The sequence below is a fragment of the Streptomyces gamaensis genome (assembly GCF_042656465.1).
GTDB lineage: Bacteria > Actinomycetota > Actinomycetes > Streptomycetales > Streptomycetaceae > Streptomyces > Streptomyces gamaensis.
The window spans coordinates 215,742-236,156 of sequence record NZ_JBHSPB010000009.1 but is presented as its reverse complement, the minus strand read 5'-3'; the positions used below and the strand labels follow the sequence as shown (position 1 = coordinate 236,156).

The 20,415-nt window shown below is 72.4% G+C and carries 14 protein-coding genes; 8 read left to right on the top strand and 6 right to left on the bottom strand.

What is annotated here, in order from left to right; translation table 11 throughout:
- Window positions 1-1,653 (top strand): NADH-quinone oxidoreductase subunit M, encoded by a 1,653-nt coding sequence (locus tag ACFP1Z_RS17265; RefSeq protein ID WP_390317268.1) that lies wholly within the window; start codon window positions 1-3, stop codon window positions 1,651-1,653.
- 32 nt (window positions 1,654-1,685) lie between these two features.
- Window positions 1,686-3,317, top strand: coding sequence for an NADH-quinone oxidoreductase subunit NuoN (gene nuoN / locus ACFP1Z_RS17260; protein ID WP_390317345.1), 1,632 nt, complete (start codon window positions 1,686-1,688; stop codon window positions 3,315-3,317).
- 80 nt (window positions 3,318-3,397) lie between these two features.
- Here nuoN and fahA read toward each other — a convergent pair whose 3' ends face one another.
- The gene (fahA, locus tag ACFP1Z_RS17255; RefSeq protein ID WP_390317267.1) at window positions 3,398-4,588 is read right to left on the bottom strand and encodes a fumarylacetoacetase; all 1,191 of its coding nucleotides are present in this window, start codon (window positions 4,586-4,588) and stop codon (window positions 3,398-3,400) included.
- 384 nt (window positions 4,589-4,972) lie between these two features.
- Here fahA and ACFP1Z_RS17250 point away from each other — a divergent pair, with 384 nt between their 5' ends.
- The 6 genes from ACFP1Z_RS17250 to ACFP1Z_RS17225 all read left to right on the top strand — a co-directional run bounded on the left by ACFP1Z_RS17250 (window position 4,973) and on the right by ACFP1Z_RS17225 (window position 12,580).
- Window positions 4,973-6,256, top strand: a complete 1,284-nt coding sequence (locus ACFP1Z_RS17250) for a carboxylate--amine ligase (RefSeq protein WP_390317266.1) — start codon at window positions 4,973-4,975, stop codon at window positions 6,254-6,256.
- 177 nt (window positions 6,257-6,433) lie between these two features.
- Window positions 6,434-7,633: an NAD(P)-binding domain-containing protein gene (locus ACFP1Z_RS17245; RefSeq protein ID WP_390317265.1), complete on the top strand. Its 1,200-nt coding sequence runs from the start codon at window positions 6,434-6,436 to the stop codon at window positions 7,631-7,633.
- 306 nt (window positions 7,634-7,939) lie between these two features.
- The gene (locus ACFP1Z_RS17240; RefSeq protein WP_390317264.1) at window positions 7,940-8,950 is read left to right on the top strand and encodes a polyprenyl synthetase family protein; all 1,011 of its coding nucleotides are present in this window, start codon (window positions 7,940-7,942) and stop codon (window positions 8,948-8,950) included.
- Between the two features lie 474 nt (window positions 8,951-9,424).
- On the top strand, window positions 9,425-10,699 hold the full coding sequence (locus ACFP1Z_RS17235; protein WP_390317263.1) for a LolA family protein: 1,275 nt from the start codon (window positions 9,425-9,427) through the stop codon (window positions 10,697-10,699).
- Window positions 10,700-10,734: 35 nt separating this feature from the next.
- Window positions 10,735-11,697, top strand: coding sequence for an ABC transporter ATP-binding protein (locus tag ACFP1Z_RS17230; protein WP_390317262.1), 963 nt, complete (start codon window positions 10,735-10,737; stop codon window positions 11,695-11,697).
- Window positions 11,687-12,580: an ABC transporter permease gene (locus ACFP1Z_RS17225; protein WP_390317260.1), complete on the top strand. Its 894-nt coding sequence runs from the start codon at window positions 11,687-11,689 to the stop codon at window positions 12,578-12,580. The genes ACFP1Z_RS17230 and ACFP1Z_RS17225 overlap by 11 nt, the downstream gene beginning before the upstream one ends.
- Window positions 12,581-12,662: 82 nt before the next feature.
- Here the strand turns inward: ACFP1Z_RS17225 and ACFP1Z_RS17220 are convergent, their stop codons facing one another.
- The 5 genes from ACFP1Z_RS17220 to ACFP1Z_RS17200 form a co-directional block, all read right to left on the bottom strand.
- The gene (locus ACFP1Z_RS17220; RefSeq protein ID WP_390317259.1) at window positions 12,663-13,679 is read right to left on the bottom strand and encodes a M28 family metallopeptidase; all 1,017 of its coding nucleotides are present in this window, start codon (window positions 13,677-13,679) and stop codon (window positions 12,663-12,665) included.
- A 122-nt stretch (window positions 13,680-13,801) separates the two neighbouring features.
- Window positions 13,802-14,848: an EamA family transporter RarD gene (rarD, locus tag ACFP1Z_RS17215; protein WP_390317258.1), complete on the bottom strand. Its 1,047-nt coding sequence runs from the start codon at window positions 14,846-14,848 to the stop codon at window positions 13,802-13,804.
- Window positions 14,849-15,064: 216 nt separating this feature from the next.
- On the bottom strand, window positions 15,065-17,050 hold the full coding sequence (locus ACFP1Z_RS17210) for an APC family permease (protein ID WP_390317257.1): 1,986 nt from the start codon (window positions 17,048-17,050) through the stop codon (window positions 15,065-15,067).
- Between the two features lie 126 nt (window positions 17,051-17,176).
- Window positions 17,177-18,226 (bottom strand): 2-oxoacid:ferredoxin oxidoreductase subunit beta, encoded by a 1,050-nt coding sequence (locus ACFP1Z_RS17205; protein ID WP_390317256.1) that lies wholly within the window; start codon window positions 18,224-18,226, stop codon window positions 17,177-17,179.
- Window positions 18,219-20,210, bottom strand: coding sequence for a 2-oxoacid:acceptor oxidoreductase subunit alpha (locus ACFP1Z_RS17200; RefSeq protein WP_390317255.1), 1,992 nt, complete (start codon window positions 20,208-20,210; stop codon window positions 18,219-18,221). Before ACFP1Z_RS17200 ends, ACFP1Z_RS17205 begins: the two co-directional genes overlap by 8 nt.
- Window positions 20,211-20,415 lie beyond the last annotated feature (205 nt).

Genomic DNA, 20,415 nt, shown 5'->3' with positions numbered 1-20,415 from the left:
ATGGCGTTCCCCCTGCTCACCGTCACCGCCGCCGTGCCGGCGCTCGGCGCCCTCGTCACGGCCGCCGTGCCGGCCGCGCGCCGCGAGGCCGCCAAGCGCCTCGCCCTGGGCGTCTCGCTCGTCACGCTCGCCCTGGCGGTCGTGCAGCTCGTCCGCTTCGACACCGGCAGCACGGCGGCCTTCCAGCTCACCGAATCCCACGCCTGGATCGCCGACTTCGGGGTCCGCTACGAGCTGGGCGTGGACGGCATCGCGGTCGTGCTGATCGCCCTGACCGCGCTGCTGGTGCCCTTCGTCATGCTCTCCGGCTGGCACGACGCGGACGCGCTGGAGACGCCCGCGGAGGGCGGGGCCGCGAACCGCCGCTGGCGGCCCACCCAGGGCTTCTTCGCGCTCGTCCTGATGGTCGAGGCCATGGTGGTCGTCGCCTTCGAGGCCACCGACGTGTTCCTCTTCTACATCTTCTTCGAAGCCATGCTCATTCCGCTGTACTTCCTCATCGGCGGCTTCGGGGACCGCGCGGGCGAGGGCGACGCGGGGGCCCCGGCCCGCCGCTCCGCCGCGGCGGTGAAGTTCCTGCTGTACAACCTGGCCGGCGGGCTGATCATGCTGGCGGCGGTCATCGGGCTGTACGCGGTCACCGCGCACCAGCTCGGCGCCGGCACGTTCTCCCTCCAGGAGATCGTCCAGGCGCGGGCGTCGGGCCGGCTCGGCTTCGCGACCGTCACCGAACGGGCCCTGTTCCTGGGCTTCTTCTTCGCCTTCGCGGTCAAGGCGCCGCTGTGGCCGCTGCACACGTGGCTGCCCGGCGCGATGGGCGAGGCGACGGCGCCCGTGGCCGTGCTCATCACGGCCGTGGTCGACAAGGTCGGCACGTTCGCGATGCTGCGGTTCTGCCTCCAGCTCTTCCCGGAGGCCTCGAAGTGGGCGACGCCGGTGATCGTGGCGCTGTCGCTGGTGAGCATCGTCTACGGGGCGCTGCTCGCGGTGGCCCAGAAGGAGATCAAGCGGCTGATCGCCTACGCGTCGATCTCGCACTTCGGCTTCATCGTCCTGGGCATCTTCGCGATGACGAGCCAGGGCCAGGGCGGCGCGACGCTCTACATGCTCAACCACGGCCTGTCCACGGCCGCGTTGCTGCTCGTCGCCGGCTTCCTGATCTCGCGGCGGGGCTCGCGGCTCGTCGCGGACTACGGCGGGGTGCAGAAGGTCGCCCCGGTGCTCGCGGGCACCTTCCTCGTCGGCGGGCTGGCCACGCTGTCGCTGCCGGGCCTGGCGCCGTTCGTCTCCGAATTCCTCGTCCTGGTCGGCACGTTCAGCCGCTATCCGGCGGCCGGTGTCATCGCGACGCTCGGCATCGTGCTGGCCGCGCTGTACGTCCTGGTGCTCTACCAGCGCACCATGACCGGCCCGGTGCGGGAGGGGGTGCGCGGCATGCCGGACCTGCGGCCGCGCGAACTGGCCGTCGTCACCCCGCTGATCGCGCTGCTGCTGTTCCTCGGTGTCTACCCCAAGCCGGTCACGGACCTGGTGAACCCGGCGGTGGCGCACACGATGTCGCAGGTCGGCAGGGTCGACCCCAAGCCCAGGGTGCCGGTGCCGGACGTCCCGGCGCAGCAGGCCCCGGTGAACGATGTGGAGGCCGCGAAGTGAGCCAGCCAGCCTTCGTCCACAGCCTGTGGACGATGTCGGCCGGGGCGGTCCCGGCCGCCGGAGCGAAGAGGATCCCGGCACCGCACATCGAGTACGCGCAGCTGTCCCCGACGCTGATCGTGCTCGGCGCGGCCGTCCTGGGCATTCTGGCGGAGGCGTTCCTGCCGCGCCGCACCCGGCATCCCGCGCAGCTGCTGCTGAGCGTCGTCGGGCTCGCCGCCGCCTTCGCCGCGGTGATCGCCCTGGCCGCCGGCGGCTACGCCACGGACAAGGCGCACACCGCCGCGATGGGCGCGGTCGCCGTCGACGGCCCGGCGCTCTTCCTCCAGGGCACGATCCTGCTGGTGTCCCTGGTCGCGGTGGTCACCTTCGCGGAGCGGCGGCTGGACCCGGCGGCGCACGGCCGGCCCGTGGACTCCTTCGCCGCGCAGGGCGCCGCCGTGCCGGGCGGAGCGGCCGAACAGGCGGCCGTGAAGGCCGGGTTCACCACCACCGAGGTCTTCCCGGTGCTGCTGTTCGCGGTCGGCGGCATGCTGGTCTTCCCGGCCGCGAACGATCTGCTGACGCTGTTCGTCGCCCTGGAGGTCTTCTCCCTGCCGCTGTACGTGCTGTGCGCGCTGGCCCGCCGGCAGCGGCTGCTGTCGCAGGAGTCGGCGGTGAAGTACTTCCTGCTGGGCGCGTTCTCCTCGGCGTTCCTGCTGTTCGGCATCGCCCTGCTGTACGGCTACGCGGGCACGGTCACCTACGCGGGCATCGCGGATGTCGTCGGCGGGACGGCGCCGGCGGTCGACCCGGCGCTCGTCGGCACGACCGGCAACGACGCGCTGCTGCTGGTCGGCGGCGCGATGGTGCTGATGGGCCTGCTGTTCAAGGTCGGCGCGGTGCCGTTCCACATGTGGACGCCGGACGTCTACCAGGGGGCCCCCACGCCCGTCACGGGCTTCATGGCGGCGGCCACCAAGGTCGCCGCGTTCGGCGCGCTGCTGCGGCTGCTGTACGTGGTGCTGCCGGGGATGCGCTGGGACTGGCGGCCGGTGATGTGGGGGGTCGCGATCGTCACGATGCTGGTGGGCGCGATCGTGGCCGTCACACAGACCGATGTGAAGCGGCTGCTGGCCTACTCCTCCATCGCGCACGCCGGGTTCATCCTCGCCGGTGTCGTCGCGACGAGCCCGGAGGGGATCTCTGCGGTGCTGTTCTACCTCGCCGCCTACTCCTTCGTCACGCTCGGGGCGTTCGCGGTCGTGACGCTGGTGCGGGACGCGGGCGGCGAGGCGACGCAGCTGTCCAAGTGGGCCGGTCTGGGCCGCCGTTCGCCGCTGGTGGCGGCGGTCTTCGCGGTGTTCCTGCTGGCCTTCGCGGGCATTCCGCTCACCAGTGGCTTCGCGGGGAAGTTCGCGGTGTTCAAGGCGGCCGCGCAGGGCGGGGCCGTGCCGCTGGTGATCGTGGGTGTGGTGGCCTCGGCGATCGCCGCGTTCTTCTACATCCGGGTGATCGTGCTGATGTTCTTCAACGAGCCGCGTCCGGAAGGGCCGTCGGTGGCGGTGCCCAGCGCGCTGACGTCGACGGCCATCGCCCTGGGGGTCGTGGTCACGCTCGTCCTCGGTATCGCCCCGCAGTACTTCCTGCATCTGGCGGGCCAGGCCGCGGTGTTCGCGCGCTGAGCGGCGCCCGGCGGGTCCGTACGGCCGTTGCCCGGCGCCCCTTCACCGAAGGGGCGCCGGGCAACAGCGTGTTACGGGGCTCAGTCGCGCGCGGGCAGGACGCGGCCGGTGACCTCGCCCAGGCCGATCCGGGCGCCGTCGGGGCCCGGCGCCCACGCGGTGAGGGTGACCTCGTCGCCGTCCGCCAGATAGGGGCCCTTGCCCGCCGTGAGCTCCAGCAGGCAGCCCAGCTGGTCGGGTTCGGGGCCGCTGACGGTGCCGGAGGCGAACAGGTCGCCCGTGCGCAGCGTCGCCCCGTTGACGGTCATGTGGGCCAGCTGCTGCGCGGCCGTCCAGTACATGGAGGCGAACGGCGGCCGGGAGACCGTCCCGCCGTTGACGCTCACCTCGATGCGCAGGTCGATGCCGCCCGGCTCGGCGGCGCCGGAGTCGTCGAGGTAGGGCAGCAGCGGGTACGTGCGCTCCGGCGGGGCCGTACGGGCGGCGTCGAACGCCTCCAGGGGGGTGATCCACGCGGAGACGGAGGTCGCGAAGGACTTGCCGAGGAACGGGCCGAGCGGCACGTACTCCCACGCCTGGATGTCGCGCGCGGACCAGTCGTTGACCAGGCACACGCCGAAGACGTGCTCGCGGAAGTCCCCTTGCGTCACGGGGCGGTCGGAGGGGGTGCCGACGACGAAGCCGACCTCGGCCTCGATGTCCAGGCGCCGCGAGGGCCCGAAGGAGGGGGCGGCGTCGCCGGGGGCCTTGAGCTGTCCCTTCGGCCGCACGACGTCCGTACCGGAGACGACGACGGTACCGGCGCGGCCGTGGTAACCGATCGGCAGGTGCTTCCAGTTGGGGGTGAGCGGCTCGCTGTCCGGACGGAAGATGCGGCCGACGTTGGTCGCGTGGTGCTCGCTGGCGTAGAAGTCGACGTAGTCGGCGACCTCGAACGGCAGGTGCAGCGTGACGGCCTCCAGGGGATGGCAGTGGGCCTCGCTCCCCGGCGCCGCGGCCCAGGCGCGCACCTCGGCCCGTACGGCCTGCCACACCGAACGGCCCGCCGCCATCAGCGGGTTGAGGACCGGCTGCGCCAGCAGGGCGGCGTGCGGCGAGCCGTGGGCCGCGGCGGCGGCCGCGGCGTCCAGGACCCGCCCGCCCAGGCGCACGCCGATCCGGCGGTTCGCGGGGTCCTCGGGCGCTCCGGGGGGTGTGAAGACGCCGTAGGGGAGGGTGTGCGCGCCGAAGGGATCGCCTTCGGACAGGTGCCGGGGGTTGTGCTCGGGCATGTGACGCTGCCTCGCTCTCTCCTGGGCGCTCCTGTGCAGCCCGGTGCCTCGGTGGCCGCAGCCCACATTAGTTGTCGGACGCACGAAGGCAAGGGCGGTGCGTCGGTGCCGGGATGGCCCCGGTGCGTGACCGCGCTCCGCTTCCGGTTGCAGCGGGCGGGACCGTTTCCGTAGGGATGTCCGGAACGGGCTCGAACAACATCCCGGGAATCGCTCGAAACGCACTAGAAAGGCGTGCGAAACTTCCTTCAATCCCTGCCCTGTGGCAGGCCAAGGAGTAGGCAATGTCCGGTAACTCCTTGCTGGAAGCGGCAATTCCGAAGTAGCGTCCTTAATCGGGTCACGCACAGTGGGGGGGCCGCTGCGGCTGAGTGGCCGAGGGGGATGCTGGTGGCGATCAAGGGTGCGACCGTCGCGGCGGACCGTTCCGTTCCCGGACTCATTGTCAAGATCGGCGACTATCCCCTGCACCACGGCGGGGTCGGCGCCATCCGCAGCCTGGGCAGACTCGGTGTCCCGATGTACGCGGTGACCGAGGACCGCTGGACCCCGGCCGCCGCCTCCCGCTATCTGCGCCGCGCCTTCGTCTGGCCGACGACCGGCACGGAGCGGGCGGAGGAGCTCGTCGAGGGGCTGCTGCGGATCGGCCGGCGCATCGGGCGGCCGACGGTGCTGCTGCCCACCGACGAGGAGGCCGCCGTGCTGATCGCCGAGCACGGCGAGCAGCTCGCCGGGACGTTCCTCTTCCCGCCCGTGGAGCGGGAGTTGCCGCGCAGACTCGCGAGCAAGCAGGGCCTGCACGAGCTGTGCGCGGAGCACGGGGTGCCCTCGCCGGAGGCCGCCTTCCCCGGCTCGTACGCGGAGATCGAGGAGTTCGCGGCGCGGGCCCGTTTCCCCGTCGTCGCCAAGAACCGGGAGGCGTTCGAGCGCCGGCGGCGGCCCGCCGTGCACGGCACGACGCGCATCGCCGGACCGCGCGAACTGCTGCGCCTCGCGCGCGGCTGGGGCGAGGCGCCCGGGGTGATCCTTCAGGAGTATCTGCCGCGCGAGGAGGCCGAGGACTGGATCGTCCACGCCTATTTCGACGCCGAGTCCACGCCGCTGGCGATGTTCACAGGGGTCAAGGTGCGCTCGTGGCCGCCGCACGCGGGCATGACGGCGTGCGCGTACGTCGTGGACAACCCCGAACTCGCCGACATGACGGCCCAGTTCATCAAGCAGATCGGTTTCTGCGGAATCGTCGATCTCGACTGGCGTTTCGACCGCCGTGACGGACGCTGCAAACTGCTGGACTTCAACCCCCGGATGGGCGCGCAGTTCCGGCTGTTCGAGAGCGAGACCGGCATCGACGTCGTGCGCGCCCAGCACCTGGACCTCACCGGCCGCAAGGTCCCCGAGGGCGAGCAACTGGCCGGCCGGCGCTTCGTCGTGGAGAACATCGACCTGCCCGCCCTCGCCGCCTACCGCCGCAGCGGCTACACCACGCCGCACGCGCCACCGCGCGCGAACGGCACGGAGCTGGCGTGGGCCGCGCGCGACGACATCAAGCCGTTCTTCACGATGCTGGCCCGCTTCGTCCGGCCGGGCGCGCGGCACTTGTGGCAGCTGTGGCGCGCCCGGCGCGCGGCGGCGGCCACGGGGGAGGGCGAACAGGCCACCGGGCGCTGAGCGATGGCGTACCGTCCCAGTACGTCCCGTGGGCGCGCGTCATCCGTCGAACCGAGCACCGTCCAGCACATCCAGCACACCGAGCGCGTCGATCACACCGAGCACGTCGATCACGTTGACCACGTCGAGCAGGCGCACAGCGACCGCGTCGTCGAACGACGCCCTGGGAGGGGACCCGTGACACTGCCCGTTGCCATCATCGGGGCCGGACCGTACGGACTGTCGACCGCCGCCCATCTGCGGGCCCGCGCCGTGGCGACCCGCGTCTTCGGCTCGCCCATGGTGAGCTGGCGCGAGCACATGCCCGCCGGGATGCTGCTGAAGTCCACACCCGTCGCCTCGAACATCGACGCCCCGCAGCCGGGGCACACCCTGCTCGACTTCTGCCGTGACGTGGGGGAGCGGCGCTACGAGTCGGACTGGGACACCATCCCCGTCGAGACCTTCTCCCGCTACGGGCTGTGGTTCCAGCGGCGGCTGGTGCCCGAGCTGGAGCAGGTGCGCGTGGTCTCCGTGGACCGCCGGGGCGGCGGCTTCGAGCTGAAGCTGGACTCGGGCGAGCAGTTCGCCGCCCGCGCGGTCGTGGTCGCCACCGGGCTGAGCGGGCTCGCGCGGGTGCCGCGGGCCCTGGCCGCCGCGGTGCCGGACGGGCCCTCGGCGAGCGGCGCGATCTCGCACAGCTCGCAGCACCGCGACCTGTCCCGCTTCGCCGGCCGGGAGGTCCTGGTCGTCGGCGCCGGCCAGTCCGCGCTGGAGAGCGCGGTACTGCTCGCGGAGGCGGGCGCGTCCGTGCGGGTGCTGGCGCGGCGGCGGGGCGCGGTGCGGTTCGGGGCGGCGCCCGACGAGCAGCCGGCCCTCAAGCCGGACAGCCCCTTCGGGCGGGCCTGGTCGCTGTACGCGTTCTCCTCCTACGCCGACGGCTTCCGCCTGCTGCCGCCGCGCACCCGCGGCTACCTGGTGCGCCGGGTGCTCGGCCCGCTGGGCGCCTGGTGGCTGCGCGAACGCTTCGTGGGGCGGGTGCGGGTCACCGAGGGCAAGCACATCGTGGGGGCGAAAGTGGTGGACGGCCGTCCCGTCCTCACCCTCGCCGAGGCCGACGGCGCGGACGCGGGCGAGCTGAGCGCCGACCACGTCATCGCGGCGACGGGCTACCACGTGGACCTCGGCGCCATGGACTTCCTCGGACACGGGCTGCGCACGAGGATCGCGGTGGCCGCCGGCGGGCCGCGCCTCGGCGCCGGCTACCGCGCCTCGGTACCGGGCCTGTTCTTCACGGGCCTGCCGGCGGCGGCGAGCTACGGCCCGGTGATGCGTTTCGTGTGCGGCACCGAGTACGCCTCACCGCGGCTGGCGAAGGCGGTGGCGGCACTGGCGTGAGCGGCCCCGCCGGCGGGGAGGGCGGGCGGCCGGGCGGGCGGCCGCCGCGCGGACGGGCCCGGGTCCGGGAGCGGTTGCGGCCCGGGCCCGGTCGCCGTACGGCCCGTAACCGCCCGCCCGCGGCCGAAAAGAGCCTTGCGGAACCGAGCGGGGGCATCCTGCGGGGGAGCGGCGCCGGGCGCGGCGGACAGCGCGGAAGCGATGGGCGCCCACGGTGATCGACAGCCGACCGGATACGCTGACTTTCGGTAAAGACAGCGACACATCGACAATCCCCGTGATCGCAGGCAGACAGGAGTACCCCTCGTGACCGTCGTCGGGCCTTTCGGGCTGAGCGTGCGGGACCAGGCTCTTGAAGCCGATGTCCAGGCCGGTTTGGCCGCTGTCGAGGAGGGCCTCCTGGAGGCCACCAAGAGCGACGTGCCCTTCATCACCGAGGCGGCCCAGCATCTGGTGCGGGCGGGCGGCAAGCGGTTCCGGCCGCTGCTGGTGATGCTGGCCGCGCAGTTCGGTGACCCGTACGCCCCGGGCGTGGTCCCCTCGGCCGTCGTCGTCGAGCTCACCCATCTGGCCACGCTCTACCACGACGACGTCATGGACGAGGCCGAGGTGCGGCGCGGAGTGGCCAGCGCCAACGCCCGCTGGGGCAACTCGGTCGCGGTCCTCACGGGTGACTTCCTCTTCGCCCGCGCCTCGCGCATCCTGGCCGACCTCGGCCCGGAGGCCGTACGCATCCAGGCGGAGGCGTTCGAGCGGCTGGTGACCGGTCAGATCCTGGAGACCGCGGGCCCGCGCGACGGACGCGACCCCGTCGAGCACTACCTGGACGTCATCGCCGGCAAGACCGGCTCCCTCATCGCCGTCTCCGGACGGTACGGCGCCATGATGTCCGGCGCCGACGAGCGCACCGTCGATGTGCTGACCCGGTACGGGGAGCGGCTGGGCACCGCCTTCCAACTCGCCGACGACGTACTGGACATCGCCAGCGACTCCCACGAGTCCGGCAAGACCCCGGGCACGGACCTGCGCGAGGGCATCCCCACGCTGCCCGTGCTGCACCTGCGGGCACAGGCGGCGGCCACCGGCTGCCCGGCCGACCTGGAGCTGTGCCGGATGCTCGACGGGGACCTGGGCGACGACGCGCTGCTCGCGGAGGTGCTGCGCCGGCTGCGCGCCCACCCGGCGCTGGAGCAGGCCCGCCGGGACACCATCCGCTACGCGCGCGAGGCCCGCGCGATCCTCGCACCCCTGCCGGAGGGCTTCGCCAAGGCCGCGCTGGAGAACCTGTGCGACGCGGTGGTGCACCGCGCGGGCTGAGGCGACGGCTCCGCCGCCTTGCTGAGGCCGTGTCGTCCTGCCGGGCTGCGCCCGTTCCGCCGGGGGCGTGCCGCTCCGGCGCGGGCCGTGGCCTTCGCGCGGTGCCGCGTTGCCCGCCGTGGCTGTGCTGTCTTGCCGAGGCCGTGTCGTCCTGCCGGGCGGCGCCCGTCCCGCGCAGGCCGTGCTCTCCGTGCGGCGTCGCGTTTCCGTCGGGGCTGTCCGTCCTCCCTGGGGGCTTCGGGTCCGTCCTGGGGTGTCCGGGGTGGCTACGGGCCGTCATACCCGAGGCGGACATGGTTTTGATCCCCGCGGCTGATGCCCCGGAGGGGTCCGGTTTGGTGGAATCGAGGGGTAGCGGGACCGGGGAAATGCTCCGGGCACCCGGCGCCACCACCGGGTGGCAGGGCCACAATGGGCCCCGGGGGTGGGTGCACCGCACGTGAAGGCCGGCCGCCGACCACGGAGGTAGAGCACATGGCAGGAAACGGGACCAACCGGGATGCCGGCGAGGGGGACTTCGGCACGTCGGGCCGCCGCAAGGCGCTGCGCTACGGGGTGCCCGTCGCGGTCGCGGGGGTCGCGGCCGCGTCGATCGGCATCGGTACGGCGCTCGCGAGCAGCGGCGACCCGGATCTGCCGCGGATCAGCGCGCAGGACCTGATAGCCAAGATGGCCGGGGCGGACGCCAAGCAGCTCTCCGGCTCGGTGCGCGTGACCACGGACCTGGGGCTGCCGTCGCTGCCCTCGGGCCTGTCCCTCGGTGACGTGGGCGGGGCCGCGAAGGGCGGCAATGGCGGCAAGGGCGACAAGGACGCCGCGTCCCCGCAGGAGAAGCTGACCGAACTGGCCTCCGGGACGCACACGCTGAGAGTGGCCTTCGACGGCCCCGACAAGCAGCGGGTGTCGATCGTCGAGCGGGCCGCCGAGTACAGCGTCGTCCGCAACGGCGACCAGGTGTGGGCGTACGACAGCGCGAGCAACAGCGTGCACCACTCGACGGCGCCGCGCGACGCGGCCGCCCGGGAGCGGCAGGACGCGGGCGGGCTGAAGGACGCCTCCCCGCAGGAGCTGGCGAAGAGGGCGCTGTCCGCCGTCGACGACTCCACGTCGGTGACGGTCGACGGCACGGCCAAGGTGGCCGGCCGCGACGCCTACCAGCTGGTGGTCACGCCCAAGCAGGACGGGACGACGGTCGCCTCGGCGCGGATCGCGGTCGACGGGAAGACCGGGGTGCCGCTGAAGTTCACGCTCCTGGCCAAGGGCGGCGGCAAGCCGGTCGTCGACGCGGGCTTCACGAAGGTCGACTTCGGCAAGCCGGCCGCGAGCACCTTCGACTTCACCCCGCCGAAGGGCGCGAAGGTCACCGAGGAGTCCGGGCACCACGCGCAGGACGGCAAGGGCGGCAAGGACGCCAAGGACCACCGGGGCGCCGGGCACGGCGACTTCGGCCCCGGCGCGCTCTCCTCGCCGAACGTGATCGGCAAGGGCTGGACCACGATCGCCGAACTGCAGGGCCCCAAGGGCGGCGTCCCGCAGAGCGGCAAGGAGAGCAAGGGCGCCAAGGGCGAGGTCATGGGCGGCTCCCTGCTCGACGGCTTCGGCGAGCAGGTCTCCGGGAAGTTCGGCTCCGGCCGGCTGGTCTCCACCCGGATCGTCAACGCCCTGGTGACCGACAGCGGCAAGGTGTACGTGGGCGCCGTCACCAAGGACGCCCTGGTGAAGGCCGCCGACGCCGCGGCCGGGAAGTAGTCGAGCAGCCCCGCGCCGGGGCGAGAAGGAGTGCGATGAGCGAGCTGTCCGCCGTGATCGAGACGCGTGGTCTCACCAAGCGCTACCGCGGCGGACAGCTCGCTGTCGACCGGCTCGACCTGGCCGTCCCGCGCGGCAGCGTCTTCGGTTTCCTGGGGCCCAACGGCTCCGGCAAGACCACCACCATCCGCATGCTCATGGGCCTGATCGAGCCGACCTCGGGTTCCGCCCGGGTGCTGGGCGAGCCGATGCCGCGGGCCGCGCGGCGGGTGCTGCCCAGGGTGGGGGCGCTCATCGAGGGCCCCGCCCTCTACGGCTTCCTCAGCGGCCGGGACAATCTGGTGCGCTTCGACGCGGCCGATCCCGACGCCGATCCGCGCACCCGGTCCGCCCGGGTGGCCGCCGCCCTGGAGCGGGTGGGGCTGACGGCCGCCGCGGGGAAGAGGGCGCGGGCGTACTCGCTGGGCATGAAGCAGCGTCTGGGGCTCGCGGCGGCCCTGCTGCAGCCCCGCGAGCTGCTCGTCCTCGACGAGCCCACCAACGGCCTCGATCCGCAGGGCATGCGCGAGATCCGTTCGCTGGTGCGGGAGCTGGCGGCCGACGGCACGACCGTCTTCCTCTCCTCGCACCTGCTGGACGAGATCGAGCAGGTCTGTTCGCACGCCGCCGTCATGGCGCAGGGCAGGCTGCTCGTGCAGGGCACGGTGGCCGCGCTGGCCTCCTCCGCGCGCGGCCGGCTGGCCGTGACCACCCCCGACACCACGGACGCCGTGCGCGTCCTGAAGGAGCACGGCGTGACCGATCTCGTGGTCGCCGACGACCGCGTCACCGGCGATCCGCCCGTCCCCGACGGCCCGGACGCCGAGCCGCTCGACCTCGCCGACCTCAACGCCGCGCTCGTGGCCGCGCAGGTGCGGGTGCGGGCCTTCGGCACCGAACGGGCCTCGCTGGAGGACGCGTTCGTGGCACTGACCGGGGAGGGTTTCGATGTCGGCTGAGTTGTCGGCCGGTCCCGCGAGCGTGCCGGGGCGGGCCCCGCGCCCGCTGTGGGCGCTCTCGCTGCTGCGCAGCGAGGTGACGACGGTCTTCCGCCGCTGGCGCACCCTCGCGCTGCTGGGGATACTCGCGGTCGTGCCCGTGGTCGTCGGCATCGCCGTGAAGATCGAGACGAGCGGCGGGGGCACGGCGGGCCGGCACGGAAGCGGGGCGGGCCCCGCGTTCATCGGCCAGGTCACGGGCAATGGCCTGTTCCTGGTCTTCGCCTCGCTCGCCGCGACGCTGCCGTTCTTCCTGCCGATGGCGATCGGGGTGATCGCGGGCGACTCGGTGGCGGGCGAGGCCAGTTCGGGCACGCTGCGCTATCTGCTGGTCGCGCCCGCGGGCCGTACCCGGCTGCTGCTCGCCAAGTACGCGACGGTGCTGGCCTTCTGTCTGGCCGCGACGCTCGCTGTCGCGGTCTCGGCGCTGGCCGTGGGCGCGTTGCTGTTCCCGCTCGGCGATGTGACGCTCATCAGCGGGACGAGTGTGTCCCTGGGCGAGGGCATAGTGCGGGCGCTGGCCATCGCGGGTCTGGTGGCGCTCTCGCTCACCGGGATCGCGGCGCTGGGCCTGTTCGTCTCCACGCTCACCAACAGCGGCATCGCGGCGATGGCCACCACGGTGGGGCTGCTGATCACGGTCCAGATCCTCGACCAGTTCCCGCAGTTGTCGGCGATCCAGCCGTATCTCTTCCCGCACTACTGGCTGAGTTTCGCGGATCTGCTGCGCGCGCCCGTCTACTGGGACCAGGTGCAGCACAATCTGCTGCTGCAGCTGCTGTACGCGGCGTTCTTCGGCTCGGCGGCGTGGGCGCGCTTCACCTCGAAGGACATCACGGCGTAGCACTTCACGGCGCAGGGTCCGGCCGAGGGGCCGGGGGATCGGTGATCCCCCGGCCCCTCGCACGGTCGGTGCTGCTGTCGCCTCAACGGTCCCCGGACGGCGGGGTGCTGCCGCTCAGCGACCAGACGGCACTCGCGATGGCGGCGGTGTTGGTGCCCAGCGCGGTGTCGTCGATGTTGGCGGAGGTGTCGCAGGACTGGTGGTAGCAGGCGTCGAAGGGCTGCCCGGAGGTGCCGCCCCACTTGCCGGCCTGCTCGTCGGTCTTGATGTAGTCGGCGCCGCTGAACAGCCCGCCCACGGCCACGCCCGCCTGCTGGAAGGGCGCGTGGTCGGAGCGGCCGTCGCCCTCGGTGTCGACCTCGGTGGCGATGTTCTTGGCGGTGAACCAGTTCTCGAAGAGGGACTTGAGCCGGGCGTCGTAGCCGTAGACGAAGTAGCCCGGGTTGGGTGAGCCGATCATGTCGAAGTTCAGATACTCGTCGATCTTCGACCGGTCGTCGGCGGAGAGCTGGTCGACGTAGGCCTGCGAGCCGCGCATGCCCAGTTCCTCGGCTCCCCACCAGGCGAACCGCAGGTGCTTGTCGGGCTTGTAGTGGGACCGGGCGACGGCGAGGGCGACTTCGAGGACCCCGGCCGAGCCGGAGCCGTTGTCGTTGATGCCGGGACCCCGGCCGACGGAGTCCAGGTGCGAGCCGGCGAAGACGACGTGGTTGGTGTCGCCGCCGGGCCAGTCCGCGACGACGTTGTAGCCGGTGGCGCCGCCGGCAGTGAACTGCTGGACGGTCGTGGTGAAGCCGGCCGCGTCCAGCTTGGCCTTCACGTAGTCGGCGGACGCCTTGTAACCGGCCCGTCCGTGGGCGCGGTTGCCGCCGTTGGCGTCGGCTATGGACTGCAACTGGCTCAGGTGAGCCTTGACGTTCGCGACCGGTATGTCGGGCGCGTCGGTGGCGGCGGCCGGTGCGGTACGGGCCGCGGGGGCCGTGACGGGGGTGGCCCCGGCCGCTCCGGCGGTGGGCAGGAGCAGGCTCGCGGTCAGGGCCGCGCCGGTGGCCAGCAGGGCGGTGGCGCGGCCTCTTCGGGGCAGGGCGGGTGTGCGCATGTGGGGGGCTCCCAACTCCGTTTTGACGTGAGCATGATGCTGGAAGCCCCCGGGTGGGACCGTCAAGGGCGGCTTTCGGACATCGGTGTCCGGTTACCGGATATCGGGCGCGGGCGCGGCCCTCAGGGAGCGGGCCGGGCGGCGGCGTCGTCCACAGCGCCCGTGGCATCCACAGCGCCCGTGGCATCCACGGCGCCCGTGGCGGCCGGGGCGCCCGCCGGTTCCGTGCCCCGCTGGGCGGCGGCCGTCCGCCGGGCCGCGCCGAGTGCCGCCCGCGCGGTACGGGCCGTACGCGCCGCGTCCCACGTGAGCACCGCCAGCGCGAGCCACACCAGCGAGAAGCCCGCCCAGCGCTCGGGCGGCATCGTCTCGTGGAAGACCATGAGCCCCAGCGCGAACTGGAAGACCGGCGCCAGGTACTGCAGCATGCCCAGCACCGACAGCGACAGCCGCGTCGCGGCCGCGCCGAAGAGGACCAGCGGCACGGCGGTCACCAGACCGCAGCTCGCCAGCAGCAGCGCGTGCCCCGCGCCCTCGGTGGTGAAGGAGCCCCCGCCGCTCGACTGGAGCCAGATCAGGAAGCCCAGCGCGGGCAGGAACTGCACGGCCGTCTCGGCGGCCAGCGACTCCAGGCCGCCCAGCCCCACCTTCTTCTTCACCAGGCTGTAGGTGCCGAAGGAGGCGGCGAGGCCGAGCGCGATCCACGGCAGCTTGCCGTAGCCGACCGCGAGCACCACGACGGCCGCCGCGCCGATGCCCACCGCCGCCCACTGCGCGGGCCGCAGCCGCTCCCGCATGACGAGGACGCCGAGGGCGATGACGACGAGGGGGTTGATGAAGTAGCCGAGCGAGGTCTCCACGACGTGCCCGGAGTTCACGCCCCAGATGTAGATCCCCCAGTTCGCGGAGATCGTCACGGCACCGGCCGCGATCAGCGCGAGTCGTCTGGGCTGCCGCAGCAGCGGGCGTATCCAGCCCCAGCGCCGGACCGCGGCGAGCGCCACCGCGACCGTCACCAGCGACCAGGCCATCCGGTGCGCGAGGATCTCGAACGGTCCGGCGGGCTCCAGCAGCGGCCAGAACAGCGGGAAGAGCCCCCAGAGCGCGTACGCGGCCGTACCGCACAGAAACCCGGCACGTGTCTCGTGCTGCGGCTTGTCAGGCTCCACTGCTGCCCCTTCCGGTCGTACGACGGTGAACCTTGCGACGGTAACGCGGAGCGGGACGCGCTGTCATGCGCGTCCCGGGGAATGGTCATGACGCCGACAGCACGGCGCTGCTCCAGGGCACCGGCGCCCTGGAGCGCGCCCCGGCGCGGAGGCACCGCAGGGGCCGGGCGATGCCATCGTGCGCCGTCCGCGCGCAGCCGTCGCGCGCGGCCCGCGCTACCGTGCCCTCGCCCCCCGCCGCGCCCGCAGTCTGCGCACCGCCGCCGTCACGTCGAAGGGCAGCACCGTCACCGCCACGTTCGGCAGCTGTTCCAGCGCCTTGGCCAACTGGTCGCCCGTGTCGCGGTGCAGCAGCGGGCCGAGCGGCGGCCCGTACGTGCGACGGGGGATGAGCAGGGTCAGCGCGGTGGTCCCGTCCTGCGTCGTACGGGCCGCGAGGGAGCGCACCGCGTGCCGCAGCCGCCGGTCGGGGCAGTCGACCAGCTCCAGCGGCACGTCCGTGCCGGGGGTTTCCTCCCAGCGTTGGACCAGCCGCCGGGCCCGGGTCTCGTCGATGACGAAGTGCAGGGCCCGCACCCGGTCGGGCCGCAGCTCGTGCGCGTACCGCAGGGCCTTGACGGTGGCGAGGTCGAGCACGTCGACCAGGACGTACACCACGTGCCGCGACCAGTGCGGGCGGCCGGTGGTGAACGCCGGTACGTCCTCCAGGACTTCGGCCTCCTCGCGGTACTCCCGGTTGATGCCGATCAGCGCCCACACGCCCAGCGGGAAGACCACGACGACCAGCCACGCGCCCTCGGTGAACTTGGTCACCGCGAAGATCAGCACGACCAGGGCGGAGGCCACGGCCGCCGCGAGGTTCACCCCCACCTTCCAGGTCCGTCCCGGCTCCTCGGGGCGCCGCCAGTAGTGGGCCGTCATCCCGGCGGCGGCCATGGTGAAGCCGGTGAAGACACCGATCGCGTAGAGCGCGACCAGCTTGTCGACGCTGCCGCCCATCACGAGCAGCAGCGCGAGCGAGAGGGCGGTCAGGCAGATGATGCCGCTGGAGAACGCCAGCCGGTGCCCGCGCCGCGTCAACTGCCGGGGCAGGAAGCGGTCTTCGGCGACGAAGCTGGCGAGGAACGGGAAGCCCGTGAAGGGGGTGTTGGCGCCGGTGTAGAGGATGAGGGCGGTCGCGAGCTGTACGTACACCAGGCCCACCGTGCCCGCCCAGCTGTCGCCGAAGATCAGGTGCGCCTCCTGGGCGATGACGGTGGGGTTGCCGTCGCTGTAGGGGATGGCGTGCGTGAAGTGGGCGAAGACGGAGACGCTGAGCACCATCGCGCCGAGAATCAGGCTCATCGCGGTCAGCGTGCGGCGCGCGTTGACGCCCTGGGGCCTGCGGAACGCGGACACGCCGTTGGAGATGGCCTCCAGCCCGGTCAGTGACGAGCCGCCGTTGGCGAACGAGCGCAGCACCATGAACAGCGAGGCCCCGTACAGCCAGCCGGAGCCGGGCGTGCCGAGCGGGATCGCTCCCTGGGCGTGCACGTTCGCGTGCGGCAGCCCGCCGGTCAGGGCCCGTCCGACGCCGATGGCCACTATCAGGACGATGGCCACCATGAACAGGTAGGCGGGTGCCGCGAAGGCGCGTCCGGCCTCGCGGATGCCGCGCAGGTTCCCGTACATCAGCACCAGGACCACGCCCACGGTGATGGGCAGGCCCAGGTGGTCCATGCCGGTGTAGCCGTGGCCGAGCAGGTGCGCGAGCGAGATCAGCGCGTCGGTGCCGGCGGCGGTCTGCACGGCGACCGTGACGATGTAGTCGATGAGCAGCGCGACGGCGGCGATCTGGGCGACGCGCGGGCCGAAGTTCTCGCGCGCGACGACGTACGAGCCGCCGGCGCGCGTGTAGACGGAGACCACGTCCCGGTAGGAGAGCGTGAGCAGCAGCAGGACGAGCAGGATCGCCCCGGTCACCGGCAGCAGCAGCGTGAACCCGGCGATGCCCACGACCGGCACCAGGATGCGCAGCATCTCCTCGCTGCCGTAGGCGGTGGAGGAGATGCAGTCGGAGGCGAGGACACCGAGCGCTATGGGGTTGGAGAGCTTCTCCTGGGCGAGCTGCTCGGTGACGAGCGGCGGGCCGAGGAGCCGGCACTTGAGACGGTAGGTGAATCGGTCGCGGAGGGGGACAGGCGTGGCTTCCGTGTCGGCCATGTCCATATGAGAGCTGTTCCCGCGCCGATGGCCCGTCAGACGCCCCGGCCGGGCCCCGGATCGGGTGCCCGGCCGGGCGTGGGACCGCGCTGAACGGACCAGCCGCCGTCAACGGACCAGCCGCTGTTATCCGACGACGGTCCAGGTGTCGTTGCCGGAGAGCAGGGCGCTCAGGTCGCCCTTGCCGTGCTGGGTGACGGCGGTCTCCAGCTGCTCGTTCATGAGCGTGTCGTAGACGGGGCGCTGGGTGGAGCGGAAGACGCCGATGGGGGTGTGGTGGAGGGTCGTGGGGTCGGCGAGGCGGGAGAGCGCGAACGCGGTGGTCGGGGACGCCGCGTGGGCGTCGTGGACCAGGATGTCCGCCTCGTTGTCCGCGGTGACCTCGACGATCCTCAGATCGCCGGTGGCCCGGTCGCGGATCACGCCCTTGTGCCCGTCGGCGCCGAAGCGGACGGGTGCCCCGTGTTCGAGGCGGATGACGGCCTCGGCGGCCTGGTCCTTGTCCTTGACGGTCTCGAAGGCGCCGTCGTTGAAGATGTTGCAGTTCTGGTAGATCTCCACCAGCGCGGTCCCCGGGTGGGCGGCGGCCTGCCGCAGGACCTCGGTGAGGTGCTTGCGGTCGGAGTCCACCGTCCGCGCCACGAAGGAGGCCTCCGCGCCCAGGGCCAGGGAGACCGGGTTGAACGGGGCGTCGAGCGAGCCCATCGGAGTGGACTTGGTGATCTTGCCGACCTCGGAGGTCGGGGAGTACTGGCCCTTGGTCAGCCCGTAGATCCGGTTGTTGAACAGCAGGATCTTGAGGTTGACGTTGCGGCGCAGGGCGTGGATGAGGTGGTTGCCGCCGATGGACAGGGCGTCGCCGTCGCCGGTGACGACCCACACCGACAGATCGGTGCGGGAGGTGGCCAGGCCGGTGGCGATGGCGGGGGCGCGGCCGTGGATGGAGTGCATCCCGTAGGTGTTCATGTAGTACGGGAAGCGGGAGGAGCAGCCGATGCCGGAGACGAAGACGATGTTCTCGCGGGCGAGGCCGAGTTCGGGCAGGAATCCCTGGACGGCGGCGAGGATGGCGTAGTCGCCGCAGCCGGGGCACCAGCGGACTTCCTGGTCGGACTTGAAGTCCTTCATGGTCTGCTTGGCCTCGGCCTTGGGCACGAGTTTCAGTGCCTCAGTCATCGAGGGTCTCCTTGATCACGGTGGCGAGCTGTTCGGCCTTGAAGGGCATGCCGCTGACCTGGGTGTACGAGCGCACGGGGGCGAGGTACTTCGCGCGCAGGAGGGTGGCGAGCTGGCCCAGGTTCATCTCGGGGACGACGACCTTCTCGTAGCGGGCGAGGACCTGGCCGAGGTTCTCCGGGAAGGGGTTGAGGTGCCGCAGGTGGGCCTGCGCGACGGTCCTTCCCTCCGCCCGCACCCGGCGGACGGCCGCGGTGACGGGCCCGTAGGTCGAACCCCAGCCGAGGATCAGGGTGTTGGCATCCCCCGTGGGGTCGTCGACGGCGATGTCGGGGACCGCGATGTTGTCGGTCTTGGCCTGGCGGGTGCGGACCATGTGGTCGTGGTTGGCCGGGTCGTAGGAGATGTTCCCGGTGCCGTCCTGCTTCTCGATCCCGCCGATCCGGTGCTCCAGACCCGGCGTGCCCGGTACCGCCCACGGGCGGGCGAGGGTCTGCGGGTCCCGCTTGTACGGCCAGAACACCTCGGTGCCGTCGGCCAGGGTGTGGTTGGGCGCGGTGGCGAACCGCACCCGCAGATCGGGGAGTTCGTCGGCCTCGGGGATCCGCCACGGCTCGGAGCCGTTCGCCAGATAGCCGTCGGAGAGCAGGAACACCGGGGTGCGGTAGGTGAGCGCGATCCGGGCGGCGTCGAGGGCGGCGGTGAAGCAGTCGGCCGGGGTCGACGGGGCCACCACCGGCACCGGTGCCTCGCCGTTGCGCCCGTACATGGCCTGCAGCAGGTCCGCCTGCTCCGTCTTCGTCGGCAGGCCCGTCGACGGGCCGCCGCGCTGGATGTCCACGATCAGCAGCGGCAGTTCGAGGGACACGGCCAGGCCGATGGTCTCCGACTTCAGCGCCACGCCGGGGCCGGAGGTGGTCGTCACGGCCAGGGCCCCGCCGAACGCGGCCCCCAGGGCGGCGCCGATGCCGGCGATCTCGTCCTCCGCCTGGAAGGTGCGCACCCCGAAGTTCTTGTGCCTGCTGAGCTCGTGGAGGATGTCGGAGGCCGGGGTGATCGGGTACGAGCCCAGGTACAGCGGCAGGTCCGCCTGCCGGGAGGCCGCGATGAGCCCGTAGGCCAGGGCCAGGTTCCCGGAGATGTTGCGGTAGGTGCCGGGCGGGAAGGCGGAGGCGGCGGGGGCGACCTCGTAGGAGACGGCGAAGTCCTCGGTGGTCTCCCCGAAGTTCCAGCCGGCCCGGAACGCCGCCACGTTCGCCTCGGCGACCTGCGGCTTCTTCGCGAACTTCTTCCGCAGGAACGCCTCCGTGCCCTGCGTGGGACGGTGGTACATCCACGACAGCAGCCCGAGGGCGAACATGTTCTTCGAGCGCTCGGCCTCCTTGCGGGAGAGCCCGAAGTCCTTGAGCGCCTCCACGGTCAGCGTGGTCAGCGGCACCGGGTGCACCCGGTAGGCGTCCAGCGAGCCGTCCTCCAGCGGCGAGACCGGGTAACCCACCTTCGCCATCGGGCGTTTGCCGAACTCGTCCGTGTTCACGATGATCTCCGCGCCCGGCGGCAGATCCCCCACGTTCGCCTTCAGGGCGGCCGGGTTCATCGCCACCAGCACGTCCGGCGCGTCGCCCGGGGTGAGGATGTCGTGGTCCGCGAAGTGCAGCTGGAACGACGAGACACCCGGCAGGGTGCCGGCGGGGGCCCGGATCTCGGCCGGGAAGTTCGGCAGTGTCGAGAGGTCGTTGCCGAAGGTCGCCGTCTCCGACGTGAAACGGTCACCCGTCAGCTGCATCCCGTCGCCGGAGTCGCCCGCGAAGCGGATGATCACGCGGTCGAGCCTGCGCACCTCCTTGCCGGGGGCCGTGTCCCCGGAGGAAGGGCCGCGCTGTCCGGCGAGGCGCGACGGCTCGTCGCCCGCCGGCGGCGGGGAGAAGCCTGGCTGTTCGGCTGAATCGGCCTGCTCGGCCGGGCTGCTGACCTGGCTGGTCACTGCTTCGGACCTCCCTCATGGCGGCGGCCCGCACTCGGTGGTGCCGACCGGCGTTCCCACGGGCCATCGTACGTGGGTAAGGGTCGCCTTCCCCGGGCGGATCGACGGGCCGGTCCGCCGCCACCTCACTGTTTTGTCCGAGTATGGGGTGATTTGTCTGTCAAGACGGCCGACCCCCAAGGCCACTGGCCAAGACGCTGTGAAC